Genomic DNA, 14,854 nt, shown 5'->3' with positions numbered 1-14,854 from the left:
ATTCTGTTAGCAGTTTGAAATTGGGGAAGGGTATGGGGCTGGTAAGTACTATTCGCATGAATGCCGTGGACGTCGCTCATAAATGGGCTGCAACGGGCTTTCTGGTGTTCTTGGCAAGTTCCTTTTTCTTGGCAAGTAGTCGTCAGAAGACAGTGTTCTATATGCTCGTGGCTGTGCCGTCGCTGTTGTTATTTATCAGATTCAAATCATTACTTAAGGAAAATCTCTGGCCTTTACTCTCGGTTCTAGCTTTTTTGGCCTACTTTTCGGTGAGCTCGCTATGGTCAGGCGTGGCTTCTGAGTCTTTGGAAGATGCTTTGAAGTTCAGTCTGAGCATCCTTTGCTTAATGCTTGGGATTGAAGCCTCCAGCCGGCGATACTCCCCCGAGGTTTTCACCCAATTGATTGCCTGGGTTGGCGGGCTAACTGCTTTTGTATATATCGCCGTGATTCTATGGAAAACCCCCGACTTTGCTACGTTGCTGGCCGATAGAAGTTCATTCAAAGACCTGACGGGGTGGGGCTCAGATAATCCGATTTCTTCGGCGATTTACCTGGGGCTTTCTGTCTTGGCTGCTTGGTGGTTACTGCCAAACAAAGCACGTCATATTCAACTCGGGTTGATAGTGCTGATTGCGGTCAGCATGGTCCTTTTGTTTTTAACCAAGAGCCGCGGGCCAATGCTGGCACTGTTTGCTACGTTGCTGCTGCTTTCGTTGTTCAGGCGCAGCCGGACTGATATCACTCTGCTGCTCGCTGGTGTTCTTGCCGCGCTGGCCATTGTCCTAACCACCGATATTCTCTCGCTAGTCATGCAGCGTGCGAGCGAGCCGAATTATCGTATGGAGATATGGACCGCGGCGCTGGAGCAAATTAAGCAGCACTGGGCGTTCGGCCAGGGTTTTGGCCATGAGGCGAATATTCAAATAAAAGCGGATAAGTTTGTTACGCATGCCCATGCGTCAGTGCTTGAGGTTTTCAGGGTCGGTGGCTTGATCGGCGGCGGGCTGCTGCTGGGAATGCTGTTTCTACTCAGCAGGGGCACCGTTTCTCACCGTGGTGGCATGTTCTTCCTGCTTTGGCTTTTCTATGGCTTGCTTTGCTTGTCCACTAATGGGCGTATGTTGTTGAGCCGGCCGTCTATCGAGTGGTTTGGTTTTTGGACACCGCTGTTCCTTTTGTATTTTTCCACACGCTATGAAGCCGCTAAGTTGGTTGCGCAGGATCAAAGTGCAAGGGGTTTGGCTGATTCACAGTAATACGAGGAAAGTGCATGAGCAGGCAGTGAGGGTCTACTAAATGACTGATTCAATGGCCCTTGAGTCGCGGCTTTCCCCGCTGTGGGATGAGGGGCGAAAGTTCCAGCAGTGCAAGGGGAAGCACTCAGGGGCTGTGATAATTTTTGCGTCCGGCCCATCGGCTGCTCAGTTTCCCCTTGAGCGCTACGCACACGTGCCGTTCATTACTATGAATGGGGCGATTGCGCGCTTCTCCCAGACTTCGGTCCGCCCCTTGTTCTATCTTTGCGATGATCAAGGGTTTGTCCGTGAGCGTTGTCAGTTGGTGTTGGAGGGTATTCGCTTATCCAGCCACGCCGCCCTTGGAGCTAACGCTCTGAAAGTACTGATGCAGGCCTCCCCTGATAGTGTCGAAATGGCTGATCCGTATTTGATGCTACGGGTTAATCGCCCTCTATCAGGTACACCCTTGTCAGATCGCCAGTTCGCTTGGAGTGCGCGCGGTAATGCTGAACTGGAATGCGGTTTCTCTCTATTTCAGCGTAAGCCCAACCGCATCGGCTTTAGTCGAGACATGTCGCTTGGCTATTTTGGCGGCCGAACTATTCCCTATGCAGCGGTTCAGCTTGCCTTCCACTTAGGCTTTGACCGCGTTTTCCTAGTTGGAATGGATCTCAACGCTCAGGCCGGGCGCTTTTATGAGCAAGCCGGTGAGGCTTTGCCTAGCCGCCTTGACGATGACTATCTGGATTACATTCTTCCCAGTTTTCAGTTGATGGCGAAACGCGTTGTTGGGGAAAAATTTCAAGTCTTTAATTTATCAACCGATAGCCGGATGCCTTCGGCAATAGTGCCGAAAATCGATTTGGCTCAGTTTGAAGCGCTTCTCGCGCGCTCGTAATGATCCATCAGCTGGCGCCAGGGGAAATCTTGGACTTTGCGCCGCTGTAGGTAATTGTGCATGTGCTGGAAGTTACGCCGAATCATCCTCGAGCCCAGCGGTTGGCGTTTAAAGCGCATATCCAGAAAATCAATCAAACCGAAGTCTCCGGATGGTGTCAGTAATACATTGCCTAAATGCAGAGAGCGAAAGTAGATGCCTTGCTGGTGCAGGTGGTGGATGTAGCTGGCCAGGCGCGGCAGAACGGTCTCGAACTCCACGCGAGAGTCCTTGAACAGTCGATCGAGCGATGTGCCTTGGAGGGGCGCATACATGCACGCACTTACGCCCTGCTTATGGTCGATCCAATAGCACTCTTTGATCAGGGGAGTGGCAATGCCGAGGGCCTGCAGACGTTGAGCATGTTCAGCGAAGCGCAAGGCGTCTGGGCGCCAGCGGACCAACAGTGGCGCGCGGCGGCTGCGGAATATCTTCAGTATTTCTCCCTGAGGTAAGCGCAACACCTTAGGGCCCTTCGTGTCTTTTTCCAGCACCTCACCGGCACTCAGCCAATCTTGCAATTCGTTCGCTGTTACAATCCGCATCTTGTCTCTCTAGCCAGTCGTACGAGGCCCGCCGCATGGCTAACTCCGCACAGCAATCCAGTTTAAAAGTTTACTTCCGATTGCTGAAATACGTTGCGCCCTATTGGGTTGCATTCGCTGTCAGTATCGTGGGCTTTCTGCTTTTTGCTTCGAGCCAGCCAATGCTTGCGCATATGCTCAAGCTTTTTCTAGATGGTTTGCAACATCCCGAACATGCGACCCTGCTGGGTGTGCCAATGATCTATGGCGTACCGTTGCTGATTGTACTCATAGCACTTTACCAGGGCATAGGCTCTTTCCTCGGCAATTACTATCTGGCCAAAGTAGCACGTGGCGTCGTTCACGATCTGCGCTGTGCCTTGTTCGATAATTTGTTGACTCTGCCGAATCGCTATTTCGACAACCACAACTCCGGGCATTTGATTTCCCGCATCACTTACAACGTGACCATGGTTACGGGGGCCGCCACCGATGCGATTAAGGTGGTCATCCGTGAAGGGTTAACAGTGGTTTTCCTGTTTGGCTACCTGCTGTATTTGAACTGGAAGCTAACCCTGGTGCTGCTCAGCATCCTGCCGATCATCGCGCTGATGGTGGGGTCGGCTAGCCGTAAATTCCGCAAGCAAAGCAAGAAAATCCAAGTGGCTATGGGCGACGTGACCCATGTTGCCTCCGAGACCATCCAGGGCTACAGGGTGGTGCGCAGCTTTGGCGGTGAAACCTATGAACAGCAGCGCTTTCATCGCGCTAGCGCAGACAATATGAACAAGTCGCTAAAAATGACCCGCACCCAGGCGGTTTATACGCCTATGTTGCAGTTGGTGATTTTTAGCGCCATGGCCGTGTTGATGTACTTGGTGCTCTATCTGCGCGGTGATGCCTCGGTTGGCGAATTGGTGGCCTATATCACTGCGGCTGGGTTGCTGCCAAAGCCTATCCGCCAACTTTCCGAAGTCAGTGCCACTGTGCAAAAAGGCTTGGCTGCCGCTGATAGTATTTTTGAGCAGTTGGATGAGGTCCCTGAGGTCGATCACGGTACCTTGGAAAGCGAGCGCGTCAGCGGGCGCCTTGAAGTGCGAGAGTTGAGCTTCACTTATCCTGGGACCGAAAAACCGGTGCTGGATAACATTTCCTTTAGCGCCGAGCCTGGTCAAATGATTGCCTTGGTGGGCCGTTCCGGCAGCGGCAAATCCACGTTGGCAGGCTTGATTCCGCGCTTCTACCACCATGAGCAGGGACAAATTCTACTTGATGGTGTGGACGTCGAGCGCTACAAGCTGAGTAACCTGCGCCGACATATTGCGTTGGTGACCCAGCAGGTCACGTTGTTCAATGATAGCGTGGCCAGCAACGTTGCCTATGGTGATCTCGCCGAGGCACCCCGGGAGGCTATCGAGCAAGCGGTTGAGGCGGCTTATGCCAAGGAGTTCGTCGATAAGCTGCCACGTGGGCTGGATACCGAGGTCGGTGAAAATGGCGTGCTGTTGTCGGGAGGCCAGCGTCAGCGCTTGGCAATTGCCCGGGCATTGCTCAAGGACGCACCGATCTTGGTTCTGGACGAGGCAACGTCGGCCCTTGATACCGAGTCCGAGCGGCATATCCAAGCGGCCTTGGACCGTGTCATGAGCGGACGGACCACGTTGGTCATCGCGCACCGGCTGTCGACCATTGAGAAGGCCGACATGATTCTGGTTATGGAGCAGGGACGTATCGTCGAGCGCGGCACGCACCGTGAGTTGCTCGCGCTTAATGGTTTCTATGCGCGCTTGCATGCCATGGGACTTGATGACAGCGCGCCATTGGATGTCGCCTGATAAACTACGCGTCCGCCACGTTAGGCTTCGGAGTTCACATGAAGTTGTCCATGCCCAGTTTTGACCAAGCCGCCGTTCTGGTAGTGGGCGACGTTATGCTTGACCGTTATTGGCATGGCGGCACCTCGCGGATTTCTCCGGAGGCGCCGGTGCCGGTGGTCAAGGTCGAGCAGATTGAGGATCGTCCGGGCGGTGCGGCTAACGTCGCGCTAAACATCGCCGCTCTTGGCGCGCCAGCTACGTTACTCGGCGTGACCGGTGAGGATGAAGCCGCTGAAAGCCTGCGCAACAGCTTGCGGGCGGTTGGCGTAAAGACCTTTTTTCAGACGATCAAAGATCAACCCACCATCGTCAAGCTGCGGGTGATGAGTCGTCATCAACAGCTGCTGCGCATGGACTTTGAAGAGCCGTTCCGCACTGACAGTGCCGCTCTGGCGGCTAGCGTCGAATCGCAGCTTGAGGGCATCAAGGTGCTTATCCTCTCCGACTACGGCAAAGGCGCGCTGCAGAACCATCAGGCGCTGGTGCAGCTGGCGCGTAGCAAAGGTATTGCGGTTCTGGCCGACCCAAAGGGTAAGGATTTTTCCATCTACCGTGGCGCCAGTCTGATTACCCCCAACTTGCACGAGTTCGAAACCATCGTAGGTTCTTGCCACGATGAGGCCGAGCTGGTGGCCAAGGGCGCGGCGCTAATGGCCGAGCTGGAGCTGGGCGCGCTACTGGTGACCCGTGGCGAGCACGGCATGACCCTGCTGCGCCCCGAACATCCAGCGCTGCACCTGCCGGCGCGCGCGCGTGAAGTGTTCGATGTGACCGGCGCTGGCGATACGGTGATTTCCACCTTGGCCGCCAGCCTGGCTGCGGGCGAAGAACTGCCGCAGGCCGTGGCCCTGGCCAACCTGGCCGCGGGTATTGTGGTTGGCAAACTCGGTACTGCGGCGATCAGTGCGCCTGAACTGCGCCGCGCAATTCAGCGTGAAGCCGGTTCCGAGCGTGGCGTACTGAGCCTCGATCAGTTGTTGCTGGCTATCGAGGATGCCCGCGCCCATGGCGAGAAGATTGTCTTCACCAATGGCTGCTTCGATATTCTGCATGCCGGCCATGTGACGTATCTCGAACAGGCACGCGCTCAGGGCGATCGGCTGGTGCTGGCGGTAAATGACGATGCTTCGGTCAGTCGTCTGAAAGGCCCTGGTCGGCCGATCAACGCGGTGGATCGGCGTATGGCCGTATTGGCCGGTCTGGGCGCGGTGGATTGGGTGGTGAGCTTTAGCGAAGACACCCCAGAAAATCTGCTGCGTGCGGTCAAGCCGGATGTGCTAGTCAAGGGCGGCGACTACGGCATTGAGCAGGTGGTTGGCGCCGATATCGTCAGCGCTTATGGCGGCGAAGTGCGGGTGCTGGGGCTGGTGGAAAACAGTTCCACCACCGCCATCGTCGAGAAGATCCGCAGCAAGTAACCCTCCACACTGACTGGCTGCTTTGCCAGTCAAGCGCGTCGGTGCGGTCATAGGCGCTTGCCCTGACCGCGCGCATGATCCGTGGCATCCCCCGTATGGAGTGAGATGCCATGAGTTCCGACATACAGGGCCGTGCCCTGGCAATGCTCAACCGGGCCGCCCAGGCTGACTGGCCGGACCGCTTAAAGCTGCGCAAACCTTTCGAAAAACTGATCTACACCGGCAGCCGTGCAAGCTTTCGCGCGGCGGCGCAGCGCGCGGGCAAATTGCCGCGCCCGGCTGACCCGGATGCGCTGTTCGACCTGTCCCTGTCTGATGAGCAACAGATGCTGGTGGAGATGCTGGAAGCCTTTGCCAGTGAAGTGCTGCGCCCGCTCGCCCACGATGCCGATGAACAGGCGGCGCTGCCGGCGGCTTTACTCAACCAGGCGCACGAGCTGGGGCTGACTCATTACGCCGTGAGCGAGGCCCAGGGCGGCATGGCCGGTGAACGCACCACCCTGAGTAATGCGCTGATTGCCGAGGCGCTGGGTAAAGGCGATTTATCCCTGGCCGCCGCTTTGCTGGTGCCCTTGTCGGCGGCCAACTGCATCCGCCGCTGGGGCAATGCCGTGCAGCAGGCGCGTTGGCTACCGGCCTTTGTCGCTGAGGAACCCGCGCCCGTGATGGCCATCGCGGTGAATGAACCGACACCGCTGTTCGACCCGCACAAGCTGGCGACCCGTGCGCGTAAACGCGGCAAACACTATGTGCTCAGCGGTGAGAAGAGCCTGGTGTTGCGGGGGTTGGACGCCAGCCACCTGATTGTCGCGGCGCAGGCGGCGGACGGCCCTGCGCTGTTTATCGTCGAAGTCGGCGCCAAAGGTCTACAACGCAGCCCGCAACCGGCCATGGGCCTGAAGGCCGGCAGCACAGCGCGGGTACGGCTCAATGGAGTCAAAGTGCCGGTTGAGGCGCGATTGGCTGCTGAGTCGTTCAACTACCAGTGTTTTCTCGATTATGCCGGGCTGGCCTGGTGTGCCCTGGCTGTGGGCACGACGCAGGCGGTGCTGGATTATGTGGTGCCGTATTGCAACGAGCGCGTGGCCTTTGGTGAGCCGATCAGCCATCGCCAGGGCGTGGCCTTTATGGTCGCCGATATGGCCGTAGAAATTGATGCCATGCGCCTGATGGTCTGGCGTGCCTGTGCGCGGGCCGAGCAGGGTTTGCCGTTTCAGCGTGAAGCCTACCTGGCGCGCCTGCTGTGCAGCGAAAAGGCCATGAAGATCGGCACCGATGCCGTGCAGTTGCTCGGCGGCCACGGTTTTACTAAAGAACATCCAGCCGAGCGCTGGTACCGCGATTTGCGTGCGCTGGCGATTATGGCCGGCGGTCTCCAGCTCTAAGGGCACATCACCATGAACTTGGAAACCCCAAAGAAATTCCGTGGCCTGGTTAATCAGGCTCATCAAGTGGCGGAGAATTATTTCCGGCCGATTTCACGTAAATATGACAAGGCCGAGCACGCCTATCCCAAGGAGTTGGACCTGCTCGCAGCGCTGCTCGATGGGATGAACGCCGGGTCGCCGGACGCCATCGGTGCCACCTCGGCGAGCAAACGTGGCGCAGCCCGTGAGCAGCAGGACGGCATCAAGAATGGCGGCAATCTATCCGCCCTGCTCGGGGTGATGGAGCTGTGCTGGGGTGATGTCGGTTTGCTGCTGGCCATGCCGCGTCAGGGCCTGGGTAATGCGGCGATTGCCGCAGTGGCCAATGATGAGCAACTGGCGCGCTTCGGCGGCACCTGGGCGGCCATGGCGATTACCGAGCCGGGTTGCGGCTCGGACTCGGCGGCGATTCGCACCACGGCGATCAAGGATGGCGATCACTACGTGCTCAACGGCGAGAAGATCTTCGTCACTTCCGGAGAGCGCGCGGATGCCGTAGTGGTCTGGGCCACCCTGGACAAGAGCCTCGGCCGGGCGGCGATCAAGTCCTTTGTGGTTGAACACGGCACGCCGGGCATGAGTGTGACGCGTCTAGAGAAGAAACTCGGGATCAAGGCTTCGGATACGGCCTCGATCAGCTTCAGCGATTGCCGCGTGCCGGCGGCCAACCTGCTCGGCAACCCGGAAATCGATGTGCAGAAGGGCTTTGCCGGGGTGATGGAAACCTTCGACAACACCCGCCCGTTGGTTGCCGGGATGGCGGTGGGCGTGGCCAAGGCCTCGCTGGACCGCACCCGCGAGCTGCTGAAAAAGGTCTGCAAGTTGGATTACCGCACGCCGCTGCTCAGCGTCAGCCATGCCGAGGCGACCCTTTATCGCCTGGAGGCCGAATGGGAGGCCGCGCGACTGTTAACCCTGAAGGCTGCCTGGATGGCCGACAACAAGCAGCCCAACTCCAAGGAAGCCTCCATCGCCAAGGCCAAGGCCGGGCGGGTGGCCAACGAGGTGACGCTCAAGTGCGTTGAACTGGCCGGCGCCTTGGGTTATGGCGAGGATGAGTTGCTGGAGAAGTGGGCGCGCGACTCGAAGATTCTCGACATCTTCGAAGGCACCCAGCAGATCCAGTTGTTGATCGTCGCCAGGCGCCTGCTGGGCAAGAGTTCCAGTGAGTTGAAGTAACCAGCCTGCTCGGCTAACTGCACCCTTTCCCCAGCGAGGGGGGCAGTGTTTTGCGGTTTCTGCCCTGGTAGTCCGGGATGTCATTCGGGACTGCTTGAAAAATCCCTTTTTGCCCTGCCTAGGCGGGGCTTTTTTGCGTGTGCGCCAGCCAATCCTTCCAGCGAATACGTTCATCGCGTACCAGCCAGCCGTCCTGGGGCGCGAAGCTTTCCGCCAGCCACAGGCCGCGGGTGCTAGCAGCTAGCAGTTGACCTTGCTTTAGGGTTAGCAGCTCGGCGGTTGGCCGGCCCTGGTTCAGTGGAATCAGAAACAGATCGGGGCGGGCGCGGTTTAGGCGGGCGATCAGTTGGCCGTCTTCCAAGTGTTCGTCGACATGCAATAGGCTGAGTTGACGCGCTTCCTTGGGCAAATCCAGGCGCAGGTCATACACCAGCTGCAATGAGGCGGTTGGCAGGTGCACGTAGGCGCGCGGGCGTTCGAGCAGCTTGAGGTTGCCACACTGCACCGGTCGCGCCGCGCCGGACAGCGAGCTGAGGCTGAAGTGCGCGGTTTCCCGGTAGCGCAGGCTGCTCTGATAGGGCGTGGGTAGCCAGGTGTCGCCAAAGCGTCCGCTTAGCCAGCCTTCCGGGGTTTCCAGCAGGCATTCTTCGGCCACTTCCTGAATTGCAGTAAGCAGCGGCAGGTTGAGTTCATGGGCCGGCACGTAACCAGAGATCAGCTTGAGCACCACATCACCGCGATCCGCACGGCGCTGGCGCACCAGCACCCAGTATTCGCGGCCTTGCCAGCAGAGGGTCAGGCGCACCGAAACGCCCAGGTTGGCCAGCTCCACGGCAAAACACTGCGTGTCGGCCACGGTTACCGGTTTGCGCTTTTCCAGCACCTGCGCGAAGTTCAGCGGCATGCCCAGGCCCTGATAGCTCAGGCCTTCGGGGCTGGCTTCGACAAACAGCTGCAGGGTCTTGAAGTTGCTGGGGTCTTTGCGGATCAGGGTGCGCGGCATGGCAACTCCTCGCGGGCATGGATACGGCCTGAGAGCTTGGCACAGATGGGCGGGCGTGAACGCTTAGGCAATATCCTGAATTACAGCGCCAGCGGTGGCGACGTTATGGGCCAAATGCTGCGGGTTGATGGTGCCGATAATCGCGCTGCAGGCTGCCGGGTGGCTGAAAATCAGCTCGAAACTCGCGCGTACTGGGTCTGCACCAGGCAGGCAGGCGTGACCGCTGGCCAGGGCCTTTTTGATCAAGATGCCTTTGCCGTGCAGCTCGGCGTAGTCGAGCACGGCCTGCTCACTTTGCTCGTTAAGGTTGTAGGTAAGCATCGCGCAGTCGCCGGTTTCCAGCGCCAGCAGGCCGCCTTCAACGGTTTTTCCGGAGAGGCCGAAGCCGCGAATCTTGCCCTCGCGTTTGAGCTCAGCCAGGGTTTCGTACACGCCACTGTCACGCAGAATCGCCACATCGTTGCCGTCGGAATGCACCAGTACCAGGTCGATAAAGTCGGTTTCCAGGCGTTTGAGGCTGCGCTCCACCGAGAAACGCGTGTGCGCCGGGCTGAAGTCAAAGTGCGATTTGCCGTTCTCGAATTCTTCGCCGACCTTGCTGACAATCACCCACTGCTGGCGCTGGCCACGCAATAACGGGCCGAGGCGGGTTTCGCTGGTGCCATAGGCCGGCGCGGTGTCGATCAGGTTGATGCCCAGATCATGGGCCTGGGCCAGCAGCTCGCGGGCGGCGGCGTCACCGGGGATGGAGAAGCCGTTGGGGTATTTCACCCCCTGATCGCGGCCCAGCTTGACCGTGCCCAGGCCCAGCGGCGAAACCAGTAACTCGGTGGCGCCCAGTGGGCGATGCAGGTTGTGCAGGCTGTGCAGTGGATGCATCAGAACAGTTCCTCCCAGGCGGGTGGGGCGACGCTCGGGCGCGGCAGCGCGGGCAGTGGCGTATGCTGCGTCGGCTGAATGCCGTCCCGGCTGAGCGCCGCCAGCACGCGGTCGGCAAAGTCAGGGGCTAACGCCAGTTTAGTCGGCCAGCCGACCAGCAGTTTGTCCTGCTCATGCAGGAAGGCGTTGTCCGGGCGCACCAGGCCGGATTGCGCCGGCTCGGCGCGCTCCACCCGCAGCGTAGCCCATTGCGCGGCGGACAGATCGATCCAGGGCAGCAGCTCACTCAGCTCTTTTTTGGCCGCCTGGAGCTGCGCCGCTTGATCGCGGGCCACACCATCGGCTTCGGCTAAATCCCCCCCTAAGTACCAGACCCATTGGCCGTCGGCCGCCGGGTGGGTGGTGATGGTTACGCGCGGCTTCGGTCCGCCGCCCAGGCAGTGGGCGTAAAGCGGTTTCAACGTTGGACCTTTGACCAAGACCATATGTAGCGGGCGCAGTTGCTGTGCCGGCTGGCTGAGGTCGAGGGCGCTGAGCAGCTCGGCATTGCCACGCCCTGCGCTAAGAATGATGCGTTGTGCGCGAATCTCACGGCCATCGATGATCAGGCCAGCCAGCACGCCGTTTTCCCGCAGCGGTTCTATGCGCTCGGCTGCCAGCAAACCATCGCCGGCCAGTTCGCTGAGGCGGCTGATCAGGCTGGGCACATCCAGCACCAGTTCGGCCAGGCGGTAGACCTTGCCCTTGAATTTCGGGTGTTGCAGGGCGGGTGGCAGTTGCTCGCCCTTGACCTGATCGACCCGTCCGCGCACCGCCTTGCTGGCGAAGAAACTGGTGATATTGCCGGCCAGGCTGCCGGGCGACCACAGGTAGTGCGCGTCAGAGAGCAGGCGCACGCCGGACAGGTCCAGTTCGCCATTGCCAGCCAGGGCTTCGCGCCAGCGCCGTGGCATATCGGCGATGGCTTCGGAGGCCCCGCTTAGCGCGCCATGCAGGGCGTATTTAGCACCGCCGTGAATAATGCCCTGGGATTTCACACTCTGGCCGCCACCGAGGCGGGCGTTTTCCACCAGCAGGGTGGCGAACCCCTGGCGGCGCAGGCGCGCATTCAGCCAAAGGCCAGCAATGCCGCCGCCCACGATCAAAATATCAGTGCTCAATGCCTGGGACATGCAGGTGTCTCACCGGGAAAACAGGCGCGCAGTATAACCCGCTCGCGCTAGCGCCTTACCTCGGAACCCGCTCAACGTCTCGCGAGCTAGAGCCATGCAAGGCAAAAAAAGGCGAGAAGCGCAGTGAAACGAAGTAACAGCCGTTGGCTGGCCCAAAGGGGGAGCGCAGCGAATCAAGCGGAGTTTACTGGCGTAAATGAGTATTCCGAGACGCCGCGTCCCGGCCTGTTTTAAACGCCGTAGGGCCGAAGCGCAGCAGGCGTTGGGCAGGTTCTCAGTGGCCGACACTCTGCGAGAACAATTGGATCACTACGACGCCGGCGACGATCAAACCCATGCCGAGCATGGCCGGCAGGTCCAGCCGCTGCTGGTAGAGAAACACCGCCGCGATGCTCACCAGCACGATGCCCAGGCCCGCCCATACCGCGTAAGCGACGCCGACCGGGATGGTCTTCACCACCAGGCTGAGCATCCAGAACGAGATGGCGTAACCGACCACTACCAGCAACAGAGGCAAGGGTTTGTTAAAGCCGTCCAGCGCTTTCATCGAGGTGGTGGCGATGACTTCAGCGGTGATGGCAATTGCGAGGTAGAGATAGCCGCCCATGATGTGGCCTCCATAGTGATCTGGCGGCCATTCTAGTGATCTGAAGGATGGGATAAAGTGATTACCTATCTGAATTGGAGATGGGTCATGCAGTGGAGCCTGGAGCAGATTCGCCTGTTTGTCAGTGTCGCCGATGGCCAGTCGTTCTCCGCCGTGGGCCGGCAGATGCAGCGCGCGCAATCGGCGGTGAGCAATGCGATTGCCTTGCTGGAGGCCGACCTCGGCGTGCGCCTGTTCGAGCGCAGCAGCGGCCGTCAGCCGCGACTGACTGATGAAGGCGTAGCCTTGCTGGAGGAGGCGCGCGAGGTGCTGCGCCAATGTCAGCGCCTTGAAGGGCGTGCGCTTGGCCTCGTGCGTGGTGAAGAGGTACGCCTGCGCCTGGCTCAGGATGAAGCCATGCCCTATCAGCCGGTGCTCGACAGCCTGGAGGCGCTGGCCCAGCAATTCCCGTTGCTGGAGGTGCAGCTGGCCAGCGGCGCGCAGGGCGATGTGGCGCGCAAGCTGCTGGAGCACCGCGCCGACCTCGGTCTGTTGTTCCACCATGAACAGATGCCTGACGCCCTGGAGCGCCAGCGCCTGGGCACTATCGAGATGGTCACGGTCTGTGGCGCTGGGCATGCGTTGGCGGGGGCTGGGCATGTTGATCGGCGAGAGCTGGCGCGGCATCGGCAGCTGCTGATGGCGCCGCAGGACAGTCATTACCCCGGCGGTGAGCAGCTCAGCCCGTCGGTCTGGCGGGCCGATAGCTTTTATGCGATGGCCGAGCTGTTGATGCGCAACCTCGGCTGGGCCTGGCTGCCGCGCCATGTGGTGCAGTATCCGACTTACCAGAGCCAGCTGGTTGAGCTGAGCAGCGACTGGACGCCGCCGCCATTGGTGGTCGAGTTGGTCTGCCGCCGTGATGAGGCGCTGGGGCCGGCTGCCTTGTGGTTGGCTGAGTGTTTTGCTCAGCACCTGCAGGCCATCGGCTAGCAGGCCTGCGCCTGACTCGACGGTACTGGCCAAAGTGCATAAGCTGCGCGCCATGAATAGAAGCCTCTATACCCTGTTGTTTCATCTCGGCCTGCCGTTGGTGGCCGGGCGTCTAGCCTGGCGTGCCTGGCAGGCGCCGGCCTATGCCAAACGCATCGGCGAGCGCTTTGCCCTCGGGCTGCCTGTGCTCAAACCGGGCGGCATCTGGCTACATGCGGTGTCGGTGGGCGAGAGCATCGCCGCCGCGCCGTTGGTGCGTGAGCTGCTGGCGCGTTACCCGCAGTTGCCGATCACTATCACGTGCATGACGCCGACCGGTTCGGAGCGTATCCAGGCCATGTTCGGCGGCAGCGAGTACGCCGGACGGGTTCAGCATTGCTACCTGCCCTATGACCTGCCCTGGGCCGCCGCGCGCTTTCTCGATCAGGTGCAGCCACGGCTGGCGGTGATTATGGAAACCGAGCTGTGGCCAAACCATATCCATCAGTGCGCCAAGCGCGGTATTCCCGTGGCGCTGGCCAACGGGCGGCTCTCCGAGCGCTCGGCGCGTGGCTATGCGCGCTTTGCCAACCTTACCGCGCCGATGCTCGCCGAGTTGGATTTGTTGGCCGTGCAGACGGCGCTGGAAGCCGAGCGCTTTCGCAGTCTGGGTGCGCGGCCTGAGTGTGTTGAGGTGACCGGTTCGATCAAATTTGATCTGACGATTGATCCGGCATTGCTGACCCGCGCCGCAGCCTTGCGTGAGCAATGGCAGGCTACGCAGCGCCCGGTGTGGATCGCCGCGAGCACCCATGCCGGCGAGGATGAAATCGTCCTCGCTGCTCACCGTGAGCTGCTCAAGCAGAAGCCTGATGCGCTGTTGATGCTGGTACCGCGCCATCCCGAGCGTTTCAATGCGGTGTTCGAGTTGTGCCAGCGGCAAGGCTTCAACACGCGGCGCCGCTCCACTGGCGAAGCGCTGCTAGCGGCTGATCAGGTGCTGCTCGGCGACACCATGGGCGAGCTGCTGTTTCTCTATGCCCTGGCCGATATCGCCTTTGTCGGCGGCAGCCTGGTGGCCAATGGCGGGCATAACCTGCTGGAGCCTGCGGCGCTGGGCAAGCCAGTGCTGAGCGGGCCGCACCTGTTTAACTTTATGGAGATTGCTACGCAGTTGCGCGCTGCCGGTGCTTTGAGCGAGGTGGTGGATGCCGACGGTCTGGCTCTGCGTGTTGCGCAGCTGTGGCGTGAGCCTGAGGCTGCTCAGGTCATGCGTAATGCTGGATTGGCGGTGATGCAGACCAATCAGGGCGCGCTGGCGCGTTTGCTGGCTGGCCTGGGCCGATTGTTAGCGGGCAAGCCTTAACAGGCTCCTGCAAATGGATGCGCCATAAAAAAGGCTATGTCCCAAGACCGTGTTGCAAGGACTAAGCTTTAAGGCAGACATCCGCTTGTGAGGTCAGCCCACCATGGATACTCAAGCCTTTCAGCGCTGGTTGGCCCAGGTGAGCCAGCTCAGTGCCAAACAGAAATCCGCGCTTCACCAGGCGCTGCAGGAACCACCGGCAACAGAGATTCTTGATAGCTTGCCCTCGCTACAGAGCTGCCCACACTGCCAAGCGAAGGCCGAGCATCTTGC

13 protein-coding genes are annotated in these 14,854 nt (G+C 59.9%); 8 read left to right on the top strand and 5 right to left on the bottom strand.

Annotated features, from left to right (window positions below):
* Positions 1-56: 56 nt before the first annotated feature.
* A complete protein-coding gene (locus AACX99_RS00065; RefSeq protein ID WP_339408813.1) occupies positions 57-1,259 on the top strand; it encodes an O-antigen ligase family protein in 1,203 nt (400 codons plus the stop codon).
* A 40-nt stretch (positions 1,260-1,299) separates the two neighbouring features.
* Positions 1,300-2,139, top strand: coding sequence for a lipopolysaccharide core biosynthesis protein (locus AACX99_RS00060; RefSeq protein ID WP_339408812.1), 840 nt, complete (start codon positions 1,300-1,302; stop codon positions 2,137-2,139).
* On the opposite strand, the gene AACX99_RS00055 is transcribed toward AACX99_RS00060, so the two are convergent.
* Positions 2,109-2,723: a lipopolysaccharide kinase InaA family protein gene (locus AACX99_RS00055; protein WP_339408811.1), complete on the bottom strand. Its 615-nt coding sequence runs from the start codon at positions 2,721-2,723 to the stop codon at positions 2,109-2,111. The two genes, AACX99_RS00060 and AACX99_RS00055, sit on opposite strands and share 31 nt — an antisense overlap.
* A 35-nt stretch (positions 2,724-2,758) precedes the next feature.
* Here AACX99_RS00055 and msbA point away from each other — a divergent pair, with 35 nt between their 5' ends.
* The 4 genes from msbA (at position 2,759) to AACX99_RS00035 (ending at position 8,603) form a co-directional block, all read left to right on the top strand.
* Positions 2,759-4,537, top strand: a complete 1,779-nt coding sequence (gene msbA, locus AACX99_RS00050; protein ID WP_339408810.1) for a lipid A export permease/ATP-binding protein MsbA — start codon at positions 2,759-2,761, stop codon at positions 4,535-4,537.
* Positions 4,538-4,575: 38 nt separating this feature from the next.
* Positions 4,576-5,997 (top strand): bifunctional D-glycero-beta-D-manno-heptose-7-phosphate kinase/D-glycero-beta-D-manno-heptose 1-phosphate adenylyltransferase HldE, encoded by a 1,422-nt coding sequence (hldE, locus tag AACX99_RS00045; RefSeq protein WP_339408809.1) that lies wholly within the window; start codon positions 4,576-4,578, stop codon positions 5,995-5,997.
* Between the two features lie 110 nt (positions 5,998-6,107).
* Complete coding sequence (locus AACX99_RS00040; RefSeq protein ID WP_339408808.1) at positions 6,108-7,382, top strand: acyl-CoA dehydrogenase family protein; 1,275 nt, start codon at positions 6,108-6,110, stop codon at positions 7,380-7,382.
* Positions 7,383-7,394: 12 nt separating this feature from the next.
* Positions 7,395-8,603 carry an acyl-CoA dehydrogenase family protein gene (locus AACX99_RS00035; RefSeq protein WP_339408807.1) on the top strand — a complete coding sequence of 403 codons (1,209 nt, stop codon included), beginning with the start codon at positions 7,395-7,397 and terminating at the stop codon, positions 8,601-8,603.
* A 118-nt stretch (positions 8,604-8,721) separates the two neighbouring features.
* Here AACX99_RS00035 and AACX99_RS00030 read toward each other — a convergent pair whose 3' ends face one another.
* The 4 genes from AACX99_RS00030 to AACX99_RS00015 all read right to left on the bottom strand — a co-directional run bounded on the left by AACX99_RS00030 (position 8,722) and on the right by AACX99_RS00015 (position 12,264).
* Positions 8,722-9,606 (bottom strand): metal ABC transporter ATPase, encoded by an 885-nt coding sequence (locus AACX99_RS00030; protein ID WP_339408806.1) that lies wholly within the window; start codon positions 9,604-9,606, stop codon positions 8,722-8,724.
* Between the two features lie 63 nt (positions 9,607-9,669).
* Complete coding sequence (locus tag AACX99_RS00025; RefSeq protein ID WP_339408805.1) at positions 9,670-10,485, bottom strand: aldo/keto reductase; 816 nt, start codon at positions 10,483-10,485, stop codon at positions 9,670-9,672.
* Positions 10,485-11,657, bottom strand: coding sequence for an FAD-dependent oxidoreductase (locus AACX99_RS00020; RefSeq protein WP_339408804.1), 1,173 nt, complete (start codon positions 11,655-11,657; stop codon positions 10,485-10,487). The genes AACX99_RS00025 and AACX99_RS00020 overlap by 1 nt, the downstream gene beginning before the upstream one ends.
* 274 nt (positions 11,658-11,931) lie before the next feature.
* Complete coding sequence (locus tag AACX99_RS00015; RefSeq protein ID WP_090249763.1) at positions 11,932-12,264, bottom strand: DMT family transporter; 333 nt, start codon at positions 12,262-12,264, stop codon at positions 11,932-11,934.
* An 87-nt stretch (positions 12,265-12,351) separates the two neighbouring features.
* Between AACX99_RS00015 and AACX99_RS00010 the strand changes: the two genes are divergently transcribed.
* Together AACX99_RS00010 and waaA are read left to right on the top strand one after the other, a co-directional pair.
* Positions 12,352-13,236, top strand: coding sequence for a LysR family transcriptional regulator (locus tag AACX99_RS00010; RefSeq protein ID WP_339408803.1), 885 nt, complete (start codon positions 12,352-12,354; stop codon positions 13,234-13,236).
* 52 nt (positions 13,237-13,288) lie between these two features.
* Positions 13,289-14,581 (top strand): lipid IV(A) 3-deoxy-D-manno-octulosonic acid transferase, encoded by a 1,293-nt coding sequence (waaA, locus tag AACX99_RS00005; protein WP_339408802.1) that lies wholly within the window; start codon positions 13,289-13,291, stop codon positions 14,579-14,581.
* Positions 14,582-14,854: the final 273 nt, after the last annotated feature.

It is taken from the genome of Pseudomonas sp. EA_35y_Pfl2_R5, assembly GCF_963970805.1.
In the GTDB taxonomy this organism is placed as follows: Bacteria; Pseudomonadota; Gammaproteobacteria; order Pseudomonadales; family Pseudomonadaceae; genus Aquipseudomonas.
The sequence above is the reverse complement of the archived record's forward strand: the minus strand, read 5'-3'. Positions and strand labels throughout refer to the sequence as shown.